Here is a 14729-nt window from a genome sequence, read left to right on the forward strand (position 1 = left end):
TGGATGACGCGGCCGATATCTGGCCGCGCCAGTGACGTTTATGAGCAGGCCGTGCCGGCTAATGCGCGACCTCTGACCGCCAGGAGTGACACCAGCGCCAGCACAATAAGGGTCATGCCATAGAACCAGGCGGTCTGCGTCAGCCCGATATGGGGGGCGGCAATACCGGCCGCAATCGCGGGCAGGGCAAAGGCGAGATAGCTTTTGATCAAAAAGGCGGAGAACAACCCGGCCCGTTCATGACTCTCCGCTAACGGCATAATGATCTTCAGCACGCTGGAGAAAATCGATCCAAACCCCTGACCCGCAATGGCGGTGCCGAGATAGAGCAGGGCCACGCTGTGCAGGGAAAGGCCTGTCAGTGTGACGCTGACACCCGCCATCAGCATCAGCGTACCAATAACCAACGCCCGCGCGGGCGGCAACGGACGAAAGAGTAATACGGCTGCCGTTGCACTTAGCATCAGCGTTGCCACAATCGAGCCTCCGATAAACGGCGATGTCAGCCCGGTTGCATTTGCCACCATCGTGGGCATCAGTGACAGATAAAATCCGCCCAGCATCCATGTCGCGATGTTTACCGGCGTCACCTTCAGTAACGGGCCCAGTGCGCGGCGCGGAATGCTGACCTGAGGCCGTAGCGCGGCCAGTACACCCGGCTGAGGTGCAATCGTTTCAGGTATCAGTGGCAGAAGCGCCATCGCGACTATCATCAGCACCATCAGCAGCGCGTAAATCGTGACCGTAGGAAACGGCGCAAAGCTGACCAGAATGCCACCTGTCAGCGTGCCGAGTGTCATCCCGAGAAACGCGGTGAACGAATTGAGCAGGGGTCCACGCGTTTTACTGGCGTCAATCAGGCTGGCACCGAAGGTCGGCAGTGCAATACCCGTAGCAAAGCCCTGCACCAGTCGGGCGGCAATCAAGGTCGGAGCCGAACTGGCCACCATAAAGATCACCAGCGCGACCGTGTTTATCGTCAGGGCCAGCAGCATCAGCGGACGGCGGCCGGTATAGTCCGACACTTTACCCACCGTCAGCAGCGCGGCCAGCAACGCGAAAGCATAGGCACCAAAGATCAGCGTCAGCATGGTCGGCGTCAGATGAAACAGGCTGCGATAAAGCGGGTAGAGCGGCGTTGGCGCGCTGCTGGTGGCTGAGATCAGCGCCGCACCGGTAAAGCTAAAAAGCGTGGTGTGGGTAGCCGCCTGCGGTGTCAGGGTGGGGTTCATGGGAGTCACCTTAATGCAAAGGATTAGCTTTTAATAAGGTATACGGTGATCCTGAGCTTAATGCAATATCTTTGCTTTAACGTTTATTGCGGTGAAGATGAAGACGTTTCTGATAGTTCGCAACGGCGAAAGGCTATTTTGTGGACTACATGGGCTCAATGACAGAAACGAACCTGTTATCAGGATTTCAGCTGCCTGGCGCTTTACCAAAAGGCATTCATGTACTGACAAACGTACATTGACTTTGGGCTACCGTGAATTTATAGATAAGTTTAAATCGTCATAAATTCATTTTGGGGAACCAGGCACATGCTTTTGGAGGAAAGCCTTAAACAGGACGTTAGAGAAGCGATAAAAAAATCACTCACCTTCGATATTTTGTATCAAAGAATAAGACCCGACATATCACCCTTCCTGGCGGCAACGTCGAATTTGCCACTAAAAAGCCTTAAGGAGTGGGAAAAATTAATAAGCTGGCAGATTGAATTATCCTTTTATGAATCGGGTCATAAACGTACAAGTGATAAGATTCAGCAGGTGGGTTCGCTCAGCTGGCTGGACTTATGTCATGGCGATGGTTTCCGCAGGGAACGCGCTTTACGGACAATATCAGTTGGTGCACCTGACAGTTTTATATTTGCTTTAGTCGTCAGAAAACTAAATGACTGGGTTCCTCAGGTCAGAGAAGCTGCCCGTGACGCACTGCCCGCAATCGCTGCAGCCACTGACCCGGAAATTATTGTCGATGTCTTATTTATTACGCTTCCCCACTGGAGCTCATGGGGAAGAGCAGGGGAGGAGGAACGTGCGACAATGACAGGCATTATTTCTATGGAGAACGTCACTGCCTCTTTGAAAAAAAGACTTATCTGCGCTTCTTCGGGTCCTGCTGCGACTGTCTTTACTCAGGCAGGGCGGACGTCATTATTAGATAATTTTCTGTCTGAAATTGCAGAATCCTCCGTTCAACCCTCACTGCGTGCGAAGGCTTATCGTTGCTTATTCGAAGGCAAAATTGTCTGGTCCGCGGGACTTGAATGGAAGTGGATTGATAAAGCCTTTGGTGTAAGGCGGCGCGTGCCTGTTTTAAAGGAAAGAACACTAGCCGTTTCCAGCCCATTTATTAAAACTTTAAGGCTGGCAATAGTCGACCGTTCACCCATGGTGAGGCGTGTAGCCGGAGAAATGCTGATTAAAGAACTAGAAAATATGCAAGACGAAGCCTTTACCATGGCCAATCAGCTTGCATCCGATATATCTGAATCTGTCGCAGAACGAGGAAGATTTGCACTGGCCTGTTTAGAAAAAGGTAAGTGAGGCTTTTATTGAAAAAAGCTCAGCGATCGGATGGTTGAAGTAGCCTTTAGGGTAATTTCTCTACCTGAGGATTTAGGCTAAATGTCGTGTTTTCATGAACTTTGCGGGTTATTTATCTACAATTCTCTTCCAGGTATCTCAGCAAATAATCATCAGGGAGAAAGACTATGGAGATAGCGGAAATTGATCATATCCATCTGTATGTAGAAGATATCGAGCAGGCAGAACAATGGTATAGCGAAATTCTGGGCTTTTCCCGCGACGATGCACTGTACTTCTGGTTTGAGCAGGGCGGGCCACTTGTCATCAGCAATAACAGAGCATCACTTTCCCTTTTCCAGAGAAAATCTCAGCATCCGGGCCATGCAGTGGCTTTCGGGGTGGCAGCGTCATCCTTTAACGAACTCCTGCCTGTACTCAGCAAGAATAAAATCCCTTTCAGCGTCAGTGATCACGACGTGTCGATGTCAGTCTATTTCAGCGATCTCAGTGATAATAAGATTGAAGTAACCTCATACGACTACCTTCAGGCGAAGCAGATACTGGAGAGCATTGCTTAATACTCCCGCAGGGCTCCGACCGCAGGTGCATGATCATCTGCGGCCCGAAAATATAAGTACTTCCCTCTTCAGCACGCTGCCTGGAGTGCAACTCGCAGGAGCTTAGTAAAGCGAGTTCTTTAATCGCTCTGGCAGCGCTTTGTCGTAGGCATCGCCATCGATTTCCGCAATCTGTTTCAGAATCGAGCCGGTGCTGGGCAGCGACTGCCGCGCAATCTGCGTTTCAGCGTTCCATAACCCGGAGCGGGTAATCGCCCGGCTGCACTGAAAGAAAACGCTCTCCACGTGGATGCGCAGCACGGTTTTTGGCAGCTGATTATTGACAGCAAAGCGTTCAAGCAGCGCCGGGTCGGTGCTGATCGCCGCCGTACCGTTCACGCGTAGCGTCTCGCCAATGCCAGGAATGAGAAAAAGCAGCGCGACCCGATTGTCCTGCAGAATGTTGCGCAGGCTGTCGATGCGATTATTGCCGCGTCTGTCCGGCAGCAGCAGGGTTTTATCATCTTCAATTTCGATAAATCCGGCCGGATCGCCGCGTGGAGAAACATCCAGTCCCTCCGGTCCCGATGTCGCCAGCGCCACAAAAGGCGAGGCGGCTATAAACGGACGATAGGCGGGATGAATATGATCGGTCACCTTAGCCACAGAAGGCCGGGCGACAGTGCCATAAAGACGTTCAAGTTCGGTCAGTTCCGTCACTATGCTGCTCTGTTCAGCCATGTTTGCACTTTCCTTTCATTGATCAGATCCTCAGGACGCTGACAATAATACAGATCCGATGCGCAGGTTTAAGCAGGACTCTAACACCAATAGCTGCAGAGTCAGAGATACTGCACCGTCCTTTGTGATCACTATTCACTATGATCTGTGAATCCCGCTTAAACAGGAAGGGATTGCCGGCCAAGCCTGACCTGTAAACCCCAGGTGTTGGTATCAGAACAACCTGCTGATATAAAGGATTACCTGATCAGTACCCATAAGGAGCAAAGGATGGTTTGGGAATCAGAGCGGTTGCTCTACAGATTTACCCTTCGTGAGGATCTTGACGACCTGTTCAGAATTTATGGCGACCCGGAAACGCATAAATTTAACCCGCGAGGCCCGTGGCCTGACAGGGAATATGCTGTTCAGGCAATGGAGCGTATACAGGATAACTACCGGGATCAGGGGTTCGGCGACTGGACAATATTCGAGAAAGCCCATCCGGAAAAAATTATCGGCTTTGGTGGCGTCTTCAGAAGTCAGTTTGACGGGCGTCAGACCAATAATCTCGGCTACCGTTTTGAGCCAGATGCGTGGGGAAAAGGATATGCCACTGAGCTTTCACGCAGAGCCATTCGCTACGGATTTGAGGAGGCCGGACTCAGCGTTATCACAGGCGTAGTGCGTGAAAACCATCTGGCGTCGCGCCGGGTACTTGAAAAAGCAGGCTTAACATTTTTGAAAAAGGTCAACGATCTGGATGGGCTGCCTCCCAGCCTGATGTATGCCCTGAGCCGCCGGGAATGGCTTAACGCTGGCAACGCGCTTAACGTCTGATTTTCCACTTTGCGAGTCGGGCGCAGCGTTGTCTGCGTCCTCTTACAGTCTTAAACCTCTGAGAAACCCTCTCTTATCCCGCGATTACTTCCCTGCTGACTGGATTACCTTAACCGCCTTACTCAGGGGAGGATTTATGGATATTCGTACGATTTTTATTTCAGCGGTAATGGCAGTCAGTTTGTTGTGGATAGGCGGATCAGATAACCGTTCGTCTCATTTCAGCGGAGAACCGGTCAAAGCGGGCCTGAGTAAACTTCAGCCCTGATGGTCACACGCCCGATCGCACACTTTAGCGCCTGCTCAGCCTGAGATGCGGTACACTGCCGCTATCTGTTAATGCAACATCGTTGCGTTAACCAAAACGTTGAGGCAGATAAAAGCAGGAGAATGAGATGGCGAGGGAGATGATTCGGCAGGGTGGGCGCAGCGCCCGTATTCAGGCGGAGGTGCATGACACCGTTAACCGGCTGCTGGAAACACTGGATCGTTCCGCCATTACCGTACCGATGATTGCCGAACAGGCAGGCGTAACGCCGTCCACGATTTATCGACGCTGGGGCGATCTGGCCCAGTTGCTGGCGGATGTGGCCGTGGCGAGGATGCGTCCGATTGCCGATCCGGAAGATACCGGCTCGATGATCGGCGATCTTACCGCGTTCATTCAGCAGTATGCTGAAGAGATGTCTTCAAAAGTGGGCCGTGAGCTACTTGCCGATGTGATTGGCAGTCATGCTGAAGAGGCCAGCCATAAATGCTGTGTATTCACTTATCAGCATCTTGAAACCCTGAACAACCGGGCCATCGCGCGCGGGGAAGCGGGTTTTGACGTTGATCGTCTCGTCGATGTCGCTGTCGCGCCCGTGATGTTTCACATACTGTTTGGCGATCGCGACGTTTCAGCGGAATACTGTTCGTTACTGATTCAGCAGGCATTTTGACTCAGCGCTGAACGTAGGGCTGGGCGGCTTCGGTGATCAGGTGCTGCAACAGCGTACGCGCGGGATCATCACTCTGGTCTGAGCGCGCCAGCGCAATACCCAGATGGCCCGGCTGCGGCAGTCGCTGTGATTCTGTCACCAGCCCCTCCGGCAATCCCGCGAGGGTGCGCAGGGTGATCCCCAGCCCGGCCTGTAGCGCGGCCCAGATGCCACTCAGACTGTGGCTGGTAAACACCACGCGCCACGGAATGCCCGCCTTATCCAGCGCGCCAGTGGCGCGGGATCGCATCACACAAGGCGCATCAAACGCCACCAGCGGCAGCGGCTCGCCACGCTGCAGAATCCCTGCCAGATCAAACGACGGATGCTGTATCCAGACTAACGGACACTGACCGATCACCTGCGTACCGGATTGCTGTTCCGCCTGCCACAGCAGCGCTAAATCCAGCTCATGGCGAGCCAGTGCCGTTAATAGCGCCAGATTTCTGTCAACGCGAGCAGTCAGCATCACGTCCGGATGCTGCCGGTTAAACGTGCCGAGAATGGCAGGCATCAGCGCCTCGCCAAAATCCTCCTGCATGCCGATGCGAATTTCGCCCTGCAACGCTTCGCCTTTTACTGCCCGCAAAGTCTCATCGTTCAGTGACAGCAGACGTCTGGCGTAACTCATCAGCTGCTCGCCACTGCGGGTTAATTGCAGATGCCGCCCTTTTTTCATCACCAGCGCGGTACTGCATTGCTGCTCCAGTTTTTTAAGCTGCGCACTGACGGCTGAGGTTGATCGGCAGAGGTGCTGTGCCGCAAGAGCAAAACTGCCCGCATCAATGCCCGCCACGAAACTGCGCAGCGCATCCATGTCGAGCGATTCCGGTACTTTGTTCATTATTGTCCTTAAAATACGGATAGTGGATGCCGATTAATTTGATTTTCAGGATTAACGAGCTGAGTGACACTCTCTCTGACCAACGAGGAGTGTGCAATGAAAAAATCACTGGACCGGGAAACACTGGCGCAGCGCGCGCCAAAACTGGCTGAGCTGACGCAGCAGGTGCTGTTTGATGATATCTGGCAGCGCGATCTGCTGTCACCTCGTGAGCGCAGCCTGCTGACGCTGGCAACCTTAACTGCGCTGGGGCGTGTCCAGCAGCTGCCATGGCACATTAATTACGCCCGGCAAAATGGACTGACGCAGGACGAACTGGTGGAGAGCTTCACGCATCTGGCGTTTTATGCAGGCTGGCCCGCTGCCGTGACTGCGCTGAGCTATCTGGAGGATAACCACTGATGCCCTTCACCCGGATCACCTTGCGGCAAGGTTACAGCGATGCGGATCTGCATCTGCTCTCCACGCTGCTTCAGCAGGCGCTGGTCGCAGAATTTGATGTGCCCGAGCAGGACTGTTTTCAGGTCATTGAGATGCTGCCTGTCCCTCAGCGTGTGTTTGATCGTCATTATCTCAGCGGCGGACGCAGCGAAAATTTCGTGTTGTTTCAGGTGACGGCAGGACGCCCGCGTTCCCGGCAACAGAAGCAACGCTTTTATCACGCACTTTGCGCGGCACTTCAGACAGAGATGGCCATCGATCCTGATGATGTGATGATCATCATTCAGTTTAATTGCAGCGAAGAGTGGAGCTTTAGCGGCGGCCAGATGCTGGCACAGGAGGCGTTATGATTCTCATGCACTATCGCTTTACGCTGCCTGCGGACTACGACATGGGTATCATTGAACAGCGCATCAGGCTTAACGGTGCCCGGCTGGATGGCTTTCCGGGGCTGGTGGCAAAAGCGTATCTTTACGCCTGCCGCGATGATGGGGGACTCAATGAACATCGCTATGCACCGCTCTATTTCTGGCGGGAGGCGAGTGGCATGCAGCGTTTTCTGCAAAGCCTGGGCTTTGCGACGCTGGTCAGGGATTTTGGCTGGCCGATCATCGAAAGCTGGCTGGCGTTTGAGGAACAGACTCTCATCACCGATCTGGCTGAGGCCCGTTTTATGACGCTGAACCGCTGGACGATTCCTCCGCATGCGAACCTTGCCGCACTGCCTATGGCCGAAGGCATCAGCGCCTGGGATGTGACCCGCTGGCAGGGATTAACGGTTAACGCATCACAGCAGCAACCGGCATCCGGCCCGGAGGTCTATCGCATCGGTTATCTGGCGCGAGGCGCTGCCGCTTCAGATCTTCGGCTGTAGCAGCGGTCTCAATGCGGATTGCCATTCAGAGGGCAAATATAGCCTCAATCTCAATGCGCAGGTCAGTGGAGAACAGGCCGCTGACCTGGACCAGCGAGCTGGCAGGCAGATGTTCGCCATAATTGCGATAGAGCACGTCCCGCAGCGCGGCGATTTCTGTGAAAGAGGTGATGAATATCGTGACTTTCAGCAGCGCGGCAAGCGACGTCTTTTCAGCAGCAGCAACGGCTCTGAGTTGTTCAAAGATGGCTTCAGCCTGTTCAGCCATATTACCCTGCTGAGCGGCCGTGCCGAAGGCGGTCAGTCCTGAGACATACAGCGTCATGCCATGTTTAACGGCGTGTACATAAGGCGCGTTGACTTCGCCCAGTTGCGGATAATTTTTGCGTTCTGGCAGGGTCATATTTTCTCCTTCATCATGTGAATCATCAGTTATTACTCCCCGCCACCACTTAGCGCTTCAGCAGTTGCTGGCAGACCATATTATCCTGCGCGGCGCGCTGTTGCTCATCGGCCTTCAGTTGCTCCCAGCGGCCAATCACGCTGCGTCCCAGCCGCGGTTTATAGGCTATTTTCTGCAGCGCATAGTCAGAATTGCCGCCTTCGATAACATTTCGCATCTGCTGGTCGAACGGCTGCTGACCGTGGTGATCAATCGCGCAGAACACCGCGACGTAATACGCTTTGTCTTCCTCACTGTCGTGCGGGATAAACCACCAGGCAGCAAGGGCCAGGATCAGCAGCAGGAGAAGCATGAATTTTACTTTGGCCATTATGGTCACCGGGTGTGGTCAGTTAAGTCAGCCGGGTATGGCCAGACGCAGGGCGCGTATCCTGCCACAGATTCCGCTCAGCGTTAACCCCGTCCCTGTTTAGCCTGCGGGCGCTTCGATCAGCGTCTTGCCAATCTGCGCACCTGGCATCATCTGCTGCAATCCCGAGACCACCTCGTCGCTGGCCTGTTGCAGCGCGGAGAGCGGCATAGCGGGCAGGCTTTCCAGTATAAACCACATCTGATGCGCACTGGCATCCAGTCGGGTACGCACGCCCTGACGCCAGTTCCAGCGGCGGCAGGTTACGCCCTGATTGTCGCGCCAGATCACTTCTCCCGGTTCCGGCGATTCATAAACGACTTCGCCCTCTTTGACGGTATCGAAACGTTCACTGCCGTCAGCAATCACCAGACGTGGCGCGCCTCTGTAAGCCGCAATATTCTCGCCACCGACCGGCAGGGCGTAACGGATGCTGATGGCATTGTAGAGATCGACAACCGGATCAATAGCAGGCAGTGTGCCATCCCGCAGCACCCGTTTACGCAATGCTTCAGCAGAACAGGGTGTGCGCTTCGCTTTGGCACCAAACGCCCTGAACACCTCGGCCCAGGCCGCAAGGTGCGCATCTGCCCAGACCACATCATCCTGTATGACCTGCTGGCATGCGCTTTTCAGTGCGTCGCTGGCGACTTCTGGCCGGGTAATAGGTGCGGCTTCCACCGCAATGCTCATGGCACGAAAGCCAGGGGCGAGTGTGAAAATGGCCGGATCGATTGACGGATGAACGGATAACATCGGATACTCTCTCAGTGACTAATTTATTCCATAGTAATGACCGATGACCAAAAAAGTCAATATAACGACCGACGCGGGTGCTGATGTCGCCACTGTCAGTCAGGCTGTTTCAGACCGCATAAAAAGCTGGCGCAAAAGCCAGAAACTCTCGCTGGATGAGCTATCCCGCCGGGCAGGCGTCAGTAAAGGGATGCTGGTTGAAATCGAAAAGGGCGCTGCCAATCCCAGCATCGCTATTCTCTGCAAGATAGCTGCCGCACTGGGCGTCTCGGTAGCGGATATCGTTAGCATCTCACATGCACCTGACGCCTGGCTGATTGAAAACAGCGAAATGCCCGTACTGTGGCAGGGTGAGCAGGGCGGGAGTGCGCAGCTGCTGGCCGGCACCCGTGGGCCGGACATGATCGAGCTATGGCGCTGGCAGATGTTTGCAGGCGAGGTGTTCAGTTCCACCGGCCACTCGTCGGGCACGCTGGAACTGCTGCACGTCGAGCAGGGCACGCTGGCTCTGACCGTGGGTGAGCAGACTCTGGTGATTCAACAGGGCTGTGCGGCGGTGGCCCGTACCGATATGCCCCATGCCTATGCCAGTGCCGATGACCAGCCCGTTATCTTCACCATGACTGTGGCGGAACTGCAGCGCTGACGGCGTTTTTATTCGGCTGTCGCTTCGCCGGGAAAGGCAAGCAGCAGCGTTTTCAGTAACCCCTCCAGTTCGGCGCGCTCTGATGCGGCCAGCGGTGCCAGCACCGCTTCCTGAATGGCGGTATGTGCACGAAGTGCCTGCTCAATCTGCTGCTGACCGTGCGGCGTCAGCCCCACCAGCATGCTGCGCTTATCATCCGGCGCGGCAACACGTTCAATCAGGTGCTGCTGCTCTAGCCGGTTCAGGCGATTTGTCATTGCGCCGGAGGTCACCAGCAGCGACTGGTAGAGCTGCGTGGGTGACAGCCGATAAGGAGATCCCGCCCGTCGCAGCGTTGCCAGCACATCAAATTCACCCTCCTGAAAACCAAACGGCGCCAGTGCCTCACTGCGCGCTTTTGCCAGATGTTTCATCAGCCGCAGCATCCTGCCGAAGATACGCATGGAGGCGGTGTCCAGGTCGGGCATCGCGTTGTCCCACTGGCTGACAACGAAATCGATATGGTCATGCATAAATCACCTGCAAATGTCGGGGTTATGTTGTCGGGTTGTGCTCAGCCACTTAACAGCGGACGAAATTTATCTTAACGTTAAGATAATTAGTGACAACACGGTGCTGTCATCGTCAATTTCTGGCTGAGCGTAAATGATGAAAATTTTCCCCACTCTGTTTGCCGCGATCGTTTTTCTGGTCGGACTCAATCTGCGGCCAATGCTGGCTATTATTGGCCCGCTGTTTCCGGTGTTGCAACAGCAAACCGGGCTGTCGGCGACGGCGTTCAGTCTGCTGACCACACTCCCGGTGGTGATGATGGGGCTGGCGGCACTCTCCGGACCGTGGCTGATCGCCCGCTTCGGGCCGGTAACCGGCATTGCCATCGGGTTGCTCTGTCTGACCGTGGCCTGCCTGTGGCGCGGCCTTAACCTGACCTCCACTCAGCTGATGCTTACCGCGCTGGCGGGTGGCGCAGGCATTGGCGTAATCCAGGCAATGATGCCCGCGCTGATCCGGCAACGTTTTGCTGACGCAGCGGCGACGCTGATGGCGCTGTTCAGCACCGGGATTATGGCAGGCGCGGCGCTGACGGCAGCCAGTGCCGAACCGTTGTTTTCAATGCTGGGTCTGCAACCCGCGCTGGCGCTCTCCGGCGGGTTAACGCTGATAGCGCTGTTAATCTGGCTGATTGCAGTCAGGCAGTCGCCGCAGGTGAGCCTGGCGTCTGAGGCAATGACGCTGCCAGCGCCGCGAACACTGCTGCTGACGCTCTTTTTCGGCATTGGCACCGGGGCTTACACGCTGGTCCTGGCCTGGCTGCCGCCATTTTATATTCAGCTGGGCTGGAGTGCGCGCCACAGTGGCTATCTGCTCGCCGCGCTGACGTTAACCGAAGTGGTGGCAGGCTTCATCGTCACAGCAACCTTACATCGTTTTCCCGATCGCCGTCCGCTGCTGCTCGGCGTGCTGGCCCTGCTGCTGGCTGGGCTGCTAAGCCTTGTGTTTTACCCGAATACGATGCCGCTGCTCTCTGCGTTGTTGCTGGGTACGGGCATCGGCGCACTGTTTCCGCTGTCGTTGATTATCACGCTGGATCATGCGCGCAGCGCCCGGGAAGCGGCGGTTCTGCTGTCCAGGGTGCAGGGTGGCGGATACCTGATTGCGGCGCTGATGCCGCTGGTCGCGGGCTGGGTGCGTGACAGCGGCGCATCTCTGAATCAGGCCTGGCTGATCATGAGCGCTGGCGTGGTGTTGCTGATGGCGATGGCCTGCCGCTTCAGAGCGCAAAACAGGGCTGCCTGAACAAAGCCGTTGCTGTTCAATGGCGATCTGGCATGCTGGAATAAACCCCCTTGAACCGGAGTGCAGTGTGAAAGTTATTGGTCTGTTAGGCGGCATGTCTTGGGAATCTACCGCGCTCTATTACCGCATTCTCAATCAGCAGGTTAAACAGCAACTGGGTGGCCTGCACTCAGCGGAGCTGGTGCTCTGGAGCGTCGACTTCCAGCGTATCGAGCAGCTTCAGGCTGCGGGCGAATGGCAGCAGGCGGGCGAGATCCTGGCTGATGCGGCACGCAATCTGGAACGGGCTGGCGCGCAGTTCATCGTGCTCTGTACCAACACCATGCATAAAGTGGCGGCGCAAATCAGCGCTGCAACAGGCATACCGCTGCTGCATATTGCCGATGCCACCGGGCGCCGCATTCAGCAGGCCGGGATACGTAAGGTCGGATTACTGGCGACGCGCTTCACTATGGAGCAGGATTTTTATCGCGGGCGTCTTCAGCAGCAGTTCGGTCTGGAGGTGATGACGCCCGATGAAGCAGATCGTCTGTTTGTGCATGAGGTGATCTACCACGAGCTTTGCCTTGGCGAAATCAATCCCGCCTCGCGTCGTCGCTACAGGGAGATTATGCAGTCACTGGTGGCGCAGGGGGCTGAAGCCATTATTCTGGGCTGCACTGAAATCACTCTGCTGGTTGATGCTACCGATGCCAGCGTGCCGCTGTTTGATACCACGCTGATCCACGCGCAAGAGGCCGTTATCCAGGCGCTGACTTAACATTCATCCTCAACAGGGGAATCGCATGAAAATAGACAATCTGCCGTTTGGCCTGACGCAGTGGGATCAGGTTGAAGAAACGATTCATCCCGGTGAACAGGGACAGGCGACCTGGCGAACCATGAAATTTAACGACATCCGGGTTCGCATGGTCGACTACTCGCCAGGCTATGTCGCCGACCACTGGTGCACCAAAGGTCATATTCTGCTCTGCATGGCGGGCGAGTTGCACACTGAACTGGCCGATGGCCGCCGTTTCGTGCTGACGCCGGGCGTGAGCTATCAGGTTGCGGATGAGGCTGAACCGCATCGTTCTTTTACAACGACAGGTGCGCAACTCTTTATCGTTGACTGAATTTGCCATCCGGCCTGGCAGGGTTTGCCCGCTGGTGGATCATCGCGTCGTTGACACTTTTAAAAGTAAACTGAATCTGCTTTATAAAAATCAGCAAAATTAATGGCTTATTTCATCAGAGTTATCTGGTTCTGACAGGAATAATTCCCATCAGGTTGTATGCTTGAAGCCTTATAAGAACGTTTTGCATTCACCTGATGTGGGGAAGCCTGTGCTGATAAAAAAGAAGAAAGTTCGTTCACATACCGAAGACCGACTGCTGGCGCTGGTGCTGGCGACCACCGCCGGTATCCTTAATGCCATGGCGCTGGGCGCGTTCGGATTTTTCCCGTCGCATATGACCGGCAACACCTCGCAGATATCTCAGGAAGTCACCACCAGCGACCTTCACACTATGCTGTTTTTGATGGCGCTGATTGTTGCCTTTGTACTGGGCTGTACCGTAGCCCGGCTGGCGGTAGTGGTGGGGATCAGGCATAAGTTACGCACCATTTTCTGTCTGATTATTCTGGCAGAAGGCGCGGCGCTGACGGCGGCGTCGATCTTTGAGATCGTGTTCTACCGGCCAAGCTTTAACGGGGAAGTTCTGATAATGCTGGGATTTTTGATGGGTATTCATAATGCGACCTCGACGCAGCTCTCCAATGGCCGCGTCAGATCGACCCACATTACCGGCACGCTGACCGATGCGGGCATAGCGCTGGGGTCGTGGATTTTTGCGCATACCTCTCATGCTGTGCATCTGGAAACCGACGATCGTCGCTTCTTCCAGAAGGTTCTTCACACCCATCTGACTACGGTATTCTCCTTCCTGAGCGGCTGTATCGCCGGGCTGCTGCTGTTTAAAACCTATGGATTTAACGCGATGGTTGGCCTGGGCGTGTTTCTGATGCTGGTAGCACTGACGGCCATTGCCGTAACCGTGCAGCGAACCCGCAGAAGCCTTTACTGATATTCCGGCCCGCTGCACATCGCGCAGCGGGCCGGTTGCTTACTGCTGCGTGCGGGTTGGCCGCACGACAATCTCGTTTACATCCACCTCTTCAGGCTGCTCAATCGCATAGCGCACGGCGCGGCCAATGGCATCCGGTTGCAACGCGATAGCGCGATAATGCTGCATCGCCTCGGCAGCTGTCGGGTCGGTAATGGTTGAGGCCAGCTCGCTCTCGACCACACCGGGATGGACACAGGTCACCCTCAGCTGACTGTTCTCCTGCCGTAAACCGTCAGATATCGCCCGCACCGCAAACTTGGTGGCACAGTAAACTGCCGCCGTGGGCGACACGGCCAGCGCACCGATTGATGCGATATTGATGATGTGTCCGCGCTGGTGGCCCAGCATGGTCGGCAGCACCGCCGCAATGCCATAGAGCACGCCTTTGATGTTTACATCGATCATCTGATCCCACTCTTCGACCCTGAGCGAGGCCATGGGTGACAGAGGCATAATCCCCGCATTGTTGATCATCACATCAACCCGTCCCCACTTCTCCAGCGCAAACGCCACAAACTGCGCCACCTCTTCGCGGCGCGTAACGTCCAGCGCTTTAATCGCCACCTCAGAGCCATTAAACCGCAGCTCCTCAGCCAGCGCGGCCAGACGGCTTTCGCGCCGCGCGCCCAGTAATAGAATGGCATCGGTTTTTGCCAGTTCACGTGCGATGCCTGCACCGATACCGCTTGAGGCACCGGTAATTAAAATCACTTTCTGCGTCATTTTGTCTCTCCAGTCAGGTTGTCACTGGCGATCATACGGCGGCTGGATTATAAAGATAATCCACCTGACGCTTTACGGACTGGTAACCAAATCTGACCA

General features: G+C 55.2%; 20 protein-coding genes. 12 read left to right on the forward strand and 8 right to left on the reverse strand.

Going from position 1 to position 14729, the window contains the following annotated elements; translation table 11 throughout:
- Positions 1-38 precede the first annotated feature (38 nt).
- Entirely contained in the window at positions 39-1232 is a 1194-nt protein-coding gene (locus EGO56_RS21400) for an MFS transporter (RefSeq protein WP_135911011.1), read from the reverse strand.
- 309 nt (positions 1233-1541) lie between these two features.
- Between EGO56_RS21400 and EGO56_RS21405 the strand changes: the two genes are divergently transcribed.
- Entirely contained in the window at positions 1542-2549 is a 1008-nt protein-coding gene (locus EGO56_RS21405; protein ID WP_135911012.1) for a hypothetical protein, read from the forward strand.
- A gap of 167 nt (positions 2550-2716) precedes the next feature.
- On the forward strand, positions 2717-3109 hold the full coding sequence (locus EGO56_RS21410; protein ID WP_135911013.1) for a VOC family protein: 393 nt from the start codon (positions 2717-2719) through the stop codon (positions 3107-3109).
- A gap of 102 nt (positions 3110-3211) precedes the next feature.
- On the opposite strand, the gene EGO56_RS21415 is transcribed toward EGO56_RS21410, so the two are convergent.
- On the reverse strand, positions 3212-3829 hold the full coding sequence (locus tag EGO56_RS21415; RefSeq protein WP_135911014.1) for a pyridoxamine 5'-phosphate oxidase family protein: 618 nt from the start codon (positions 3827-3829) through the stop codon (positions 3212-3214).
- 270 nt (positions 3830-4099) lie between these two features.
- Between EGO56_RS21415 and EGO56_RS21420 the strand changes: the two genes are divergently transcribed.
- Positions 4100-4648, forward strand: coding sequence for a GNAT family N-acetyltransferase (locus EGO56_RS21420; RefSeq protein ID WP_135911015.1), 549 nt, complete (start codon positions 4100-4102; stop codon positions 4646-4648).
- Positions 4649-5043: 395 nt separating this feature from the next.
- The gene (locus tag EGO56_RS21425; protein WP_033784862.1) at positions 5044-5589 is read left to right on the forward strand and encodes a TetR/AcrR family transcriptional regulator; all 546 of its coding nucleotides are present in this window, start codon (positions 5044-5046) and stop codon (positions 5587-5589) included.
- A gap of 1 nt (position 5590) precedes the next feature.
- Here EGO56_RS21425 and EGO56_RS21430 read toward each other — a convergent pair whose 3' ends face one another.
- A complete protein-coding gene (locus EGO56_RS21430; protein ID WP_135911016.1) occupies positions 5591-6472 on the reverse strand; it encodes a LysR substrate-binding domain-containing protein in 882 nt (293 codons plus the stop codon).
- A gap of 96 nt (positions 6473-6568) precedes the next feature.
- On the opposite strand from EGO56_RS21430, the gene EGO56_RS21435 reads away from it, so the two are divergent.
- Genes EGO56_RS21435 through EGO56_RS21445 form a run of 3 tightly spaced genes read left to right on the forward strand, consistent with a single transcriptional unit; the run spans position 6569 to position 7787 of the window.
- Positions 6569-6874 carry a carboxymuconolactone decarboxylase family protein gene (locus EGO56_RS21435; protein ID WP_135911017.1) on the forward strand — a complete coding sequence of 102 codons (306 nt, stop codon included), beginning with the start codon at positions 6569-6571 and terminating at the stop codon, positions 6872-6874.
- Entirely contained in the window at positions 6874-7263 is a 390-nt protein-coding gene (locus EGO56_RS21440; RefSeq protein WP_135911018.1) for a tautomerase family protein, read from the forward strand. Before EGO56_RS21435 ends, EGO56_RS21440 begins: the two co-directional genes overlap by 1 nt.
- The gene (locus EGO56_RS21445; protein ID WP_135911019.1) at positions 7260-7787 is read left to right on the forward strand and encodes a DUF4865 family protein; all 528 of its coding nucleotides are present in this window, start codon (positions 7260-7262) and stop codon (positions 7785-7787) included. The genes EGO56_RS21440 and EGO56_RS21445 overlap by 4 nt, the downstream gene beginning before the upstream one ends.
- A 25-nt stretch (positions 7788-7812) precedes the next feature.
- Here EGO56_RS21445 and EGO56_RS21450 read toward each other — a convergent pair whose 3' ends face one another.
- From EGO56_RS21450 to EGO56_RS21460, 3 genes are all read right to left on the reverse strand, one after another.
- Positions 7813-8190, reverse strand: coding sequence for a RidA family protein (locus EGO56_RS21450; protein ID WP_135911020.1), 378 nt, complete (start codon positions 8188-8190; stop codon positions 7813-7815).
- A gap of 49 nt (positions 8191-8239) precedes the next feature.
- Positions 8240-8560, reverse strand: coding sequence for a hypothetical protein (locus tag EGO56_RS21455; protein WP_135911021.1), 321 nt, complete (start codon positions 8558-8560; stop codon positions 8240-8242).
- Positions 8561-8659: 99 nt separating this feature from the next.
- Positions 8660-9355, reverse strand: coding sequence for a B3/B4 domain-containing protein (locus EGO56_RS21460; RefSeq protein ID WP_135911022.1), 696 nt, complete (start codon positions 9353-9355; stop codon positions 8660-8662).
- Positions 9356-9398: 43 nt separating this feature from the next.
- On the opposite strand from EGO56_RS21460, the gene EGO56_RS21465 reads away from it, so the two are divergent.
- Positions 9399-10001 carry a helix-turn-helix domain-containing protein gene (locus tag EGO56_RS21465; protein ID WP_135911023.1) on the forward strand — a complete coding sequence of 201 codons (603 nt, stop codon included), beginning with the start codon at positions 9399-9401 and terminating at the stop codon, positions 9999-10001.
- 8 nt (positions 10002-10009) lie between these two features.
- Here the strand turns inward: EGO56_RS21465 and EGO56_RS21470 are convergent, their stop codons facing one another.
- Positions 10010-10513 carry a MarR family winged helix-turn-helix transcriptional regulator gene (locus tag EGO56_RS21470; protein WP_033784854.1) on the reverse strand — a complete coding sequence of 168 codons (504 nt, stop codon included), beginning with the start codon at positions 10511-10513 and terminating at the stop codon, positions 10010-10012.
- Positions 10514-10646: 133 nt separating this feature from the next.
- Here EGO56_RS21470 and EGO56_RS21475 point away from each other — a divergent pair, with 133 nt between their 5' ends.
- From EGO56_RS21475 to EGO56_RS21490, 4 genes are all read left to right on the forward strand, one after another.
- Positions 10647-11798 (forward strand): MFS transporter, encoded by a 1152-nt coding sequence (locus EGO56_RS21475; protein ID WP_420371905.1) that lies wholly within the window; start codon positions 10647-10649, stop codon positions 11796-11798.
- A gap of 67 nt (positions 11799-11865) precedes the next feature.
- On the forward strand, positions 11866-12558 hold the full coding sequence (locus EGO56_RS21480; protein ID WP_033735343.1) for an aspartate/glutamate racemase family protein: 693 nt from the start codon (positions 11866-11868) through the stop codon (positions 12556-12558).
- A 25-nt stretch (positions 12559-12583) separates the two neighbouring features.
- Positions 12584-12913, forward strand: a complete 330-nt coding sequence (locus tag EGO56_RS21485) for a DHCW motif cupin fold protein (protein WP_135911024.1) — start codon at positions 12584-12586, stop codon at positions 12911-12913.
- 211 nt (positions 12914-13124) lie between these two features.
- The gene (locus tag EGO56_RS21490) at positions 13125-13865 is read left to right on the forward strand and encodes a YoaK family protein (protein ID WP_013196467.1); all 741 of its coding nucleotides are present in this window, start codon (positions 13125-13127) and stop codon (positions 13863-13865) included.
- Between the two features lie 39 nt (positions 13866-13904).
- Here EGO56_RS21490 and EGO56_RS21495 read toward each other — a convergent pair whose 3' ends face one another.
- Positions 13905-14630, reverse strand: a complete 726-nt coding sequence (locus EGO56_RS21495; RefSeq protein WP_135911025.1) for an SDR family oxidoreductase — start codon at positions 14628-14630, stop codon at positions 13905-13907.
- Between the last annotated feature and the right edge of the window lie 99 nt (positions 14631-14729).

This window comes from Pantoea vagans, assembly GCF_004792415.1.
GTDB classification, from domain to species: Bacteria; Pseudomonadota; Gammaproteobacteria; order Enterobacterales; family Enterobacteriaceae; genus Pantoea; species Pantoea vagans.

Coding starts and splice junctions, on each gene's coding strand:
- EGO56_RS21445 (WP_135911019.1), top strand. CDS start 7,260: ATGATTCTCATGCACTATCGCTTTACGCTGCCTGCGGACTACGACATG.
- EGO56_RS21420 (WP_135911015.1), top strand. CDS start 4,100: ATGGTTTGGGAATCAGAGCGGTTGCTCTACAGATTTACCCTTCGTGAG.
- EGO56_RS21405 (WP_135911012.1), top strand. CDS start 1,542: ATGCTTTTGGAGGAAAGCCTTAAACAGGACGTTAGAGAAGCGATAAAA.
- EGO56_RS21485 (WP_135911024.1), top strand. CDS start 12,584: ATGAAAATAGACAATCTGCCGTTTGGCCTGACGCAGTGGGATCAGGTT.
- EGO56_RS21425 (WP_033784862.1), top strand. CDS start 5,044: ATGGCGAGGGAGATGATTCGGCAGGGTGGGCGCAGCGCCCGTATTCAG.
- EGO56_RS21410 (WP_135911013.1), top strand. CDS start 2,717: ATGGAGATAGCGGAAATTGATCATATCCATCTGTATGTAGAAGATATC.
- EGO56_RS21430 (WP_135911016.1), bottom strand. CDS start 6,472: ATGAACAAAGTACCGGAATCGCTCGACATGGATGCGCTGCGCAGTTTC.
- EGO56_RS21460 (WP_135911022.1), bottom strand. CDS start 9,355: ATGTTATCCGTTCATCCGTCAATCGATCCGGCCATTTTCACACTCGCC.
- EGO56_RS21495 (WP_135911025.1), bottom strand. CDS start 14,630: ATGACGCAGAAAGTGATTTTAATTACCGGTGCCTCAAGCGGTATCGGT.
- EGO56_RS21465 (WP_135911023.1), top strand. CDS start 9,399: ATGACCAAAAAAGTCAATATAACGACCGACGCGGGTGCTGATGTCGCC.
- EGO56_RS21450 (WP_135911020.1), bottom strand. CDS start 8,190: ATGACCCTGCCAGAACGCAAAAATTATCCGCAACTGGGCGAAGTCAAC.
- EGO56_RS21470 (WP_033784854.1), bottom strand. CDS start 10,513: ATGCATGACCATATCGATTTCGTTGTCAGCCAGTGGGACAACGCGATG.
- EGO56_RS21440 (WP_135911018.1), top strand. CDS start 6,874: ATGCCCTTCACCCGGATCACCTTGCGGCAAGGTTACAGCGATGCGGAT.
- EGO56_RS21475 (WP_420371905.1), top strand. CDS start 10,647: ATGATGAAAATTTTCCCCACTCTGTTTGCCGCGATCGTTTTTCTGGTC.
- EGO56_RS21400 (WP_135911011.1), bottom strand. CDS start 1,232: ATGAACCCCACCCTGACACCGCAGGCGGCTACCCACACCACGCTTTTT.
- EGO56_RS21455 (WP_135911021.1), bottom strand. CDS start 8,560: ATGGCCAAAGTAAAATTCATGCTTCTCCTGCTGCTGATCCTGGCCCTT.
- EGO56_RS21435 (WP_135911017.1), top strand. CDS start 6,569: ATGAAAAAATCACTGGACCGGGAAACACTGGCGCAGCGCGCGCCAAAA.
- EGO56_RS21415 (WP_135911014.1), bottom strand. CDS start 3,829: ATGGCTGAACAGAGCAGCATAGTGACGGAACTGACCGAACTTGAACGT.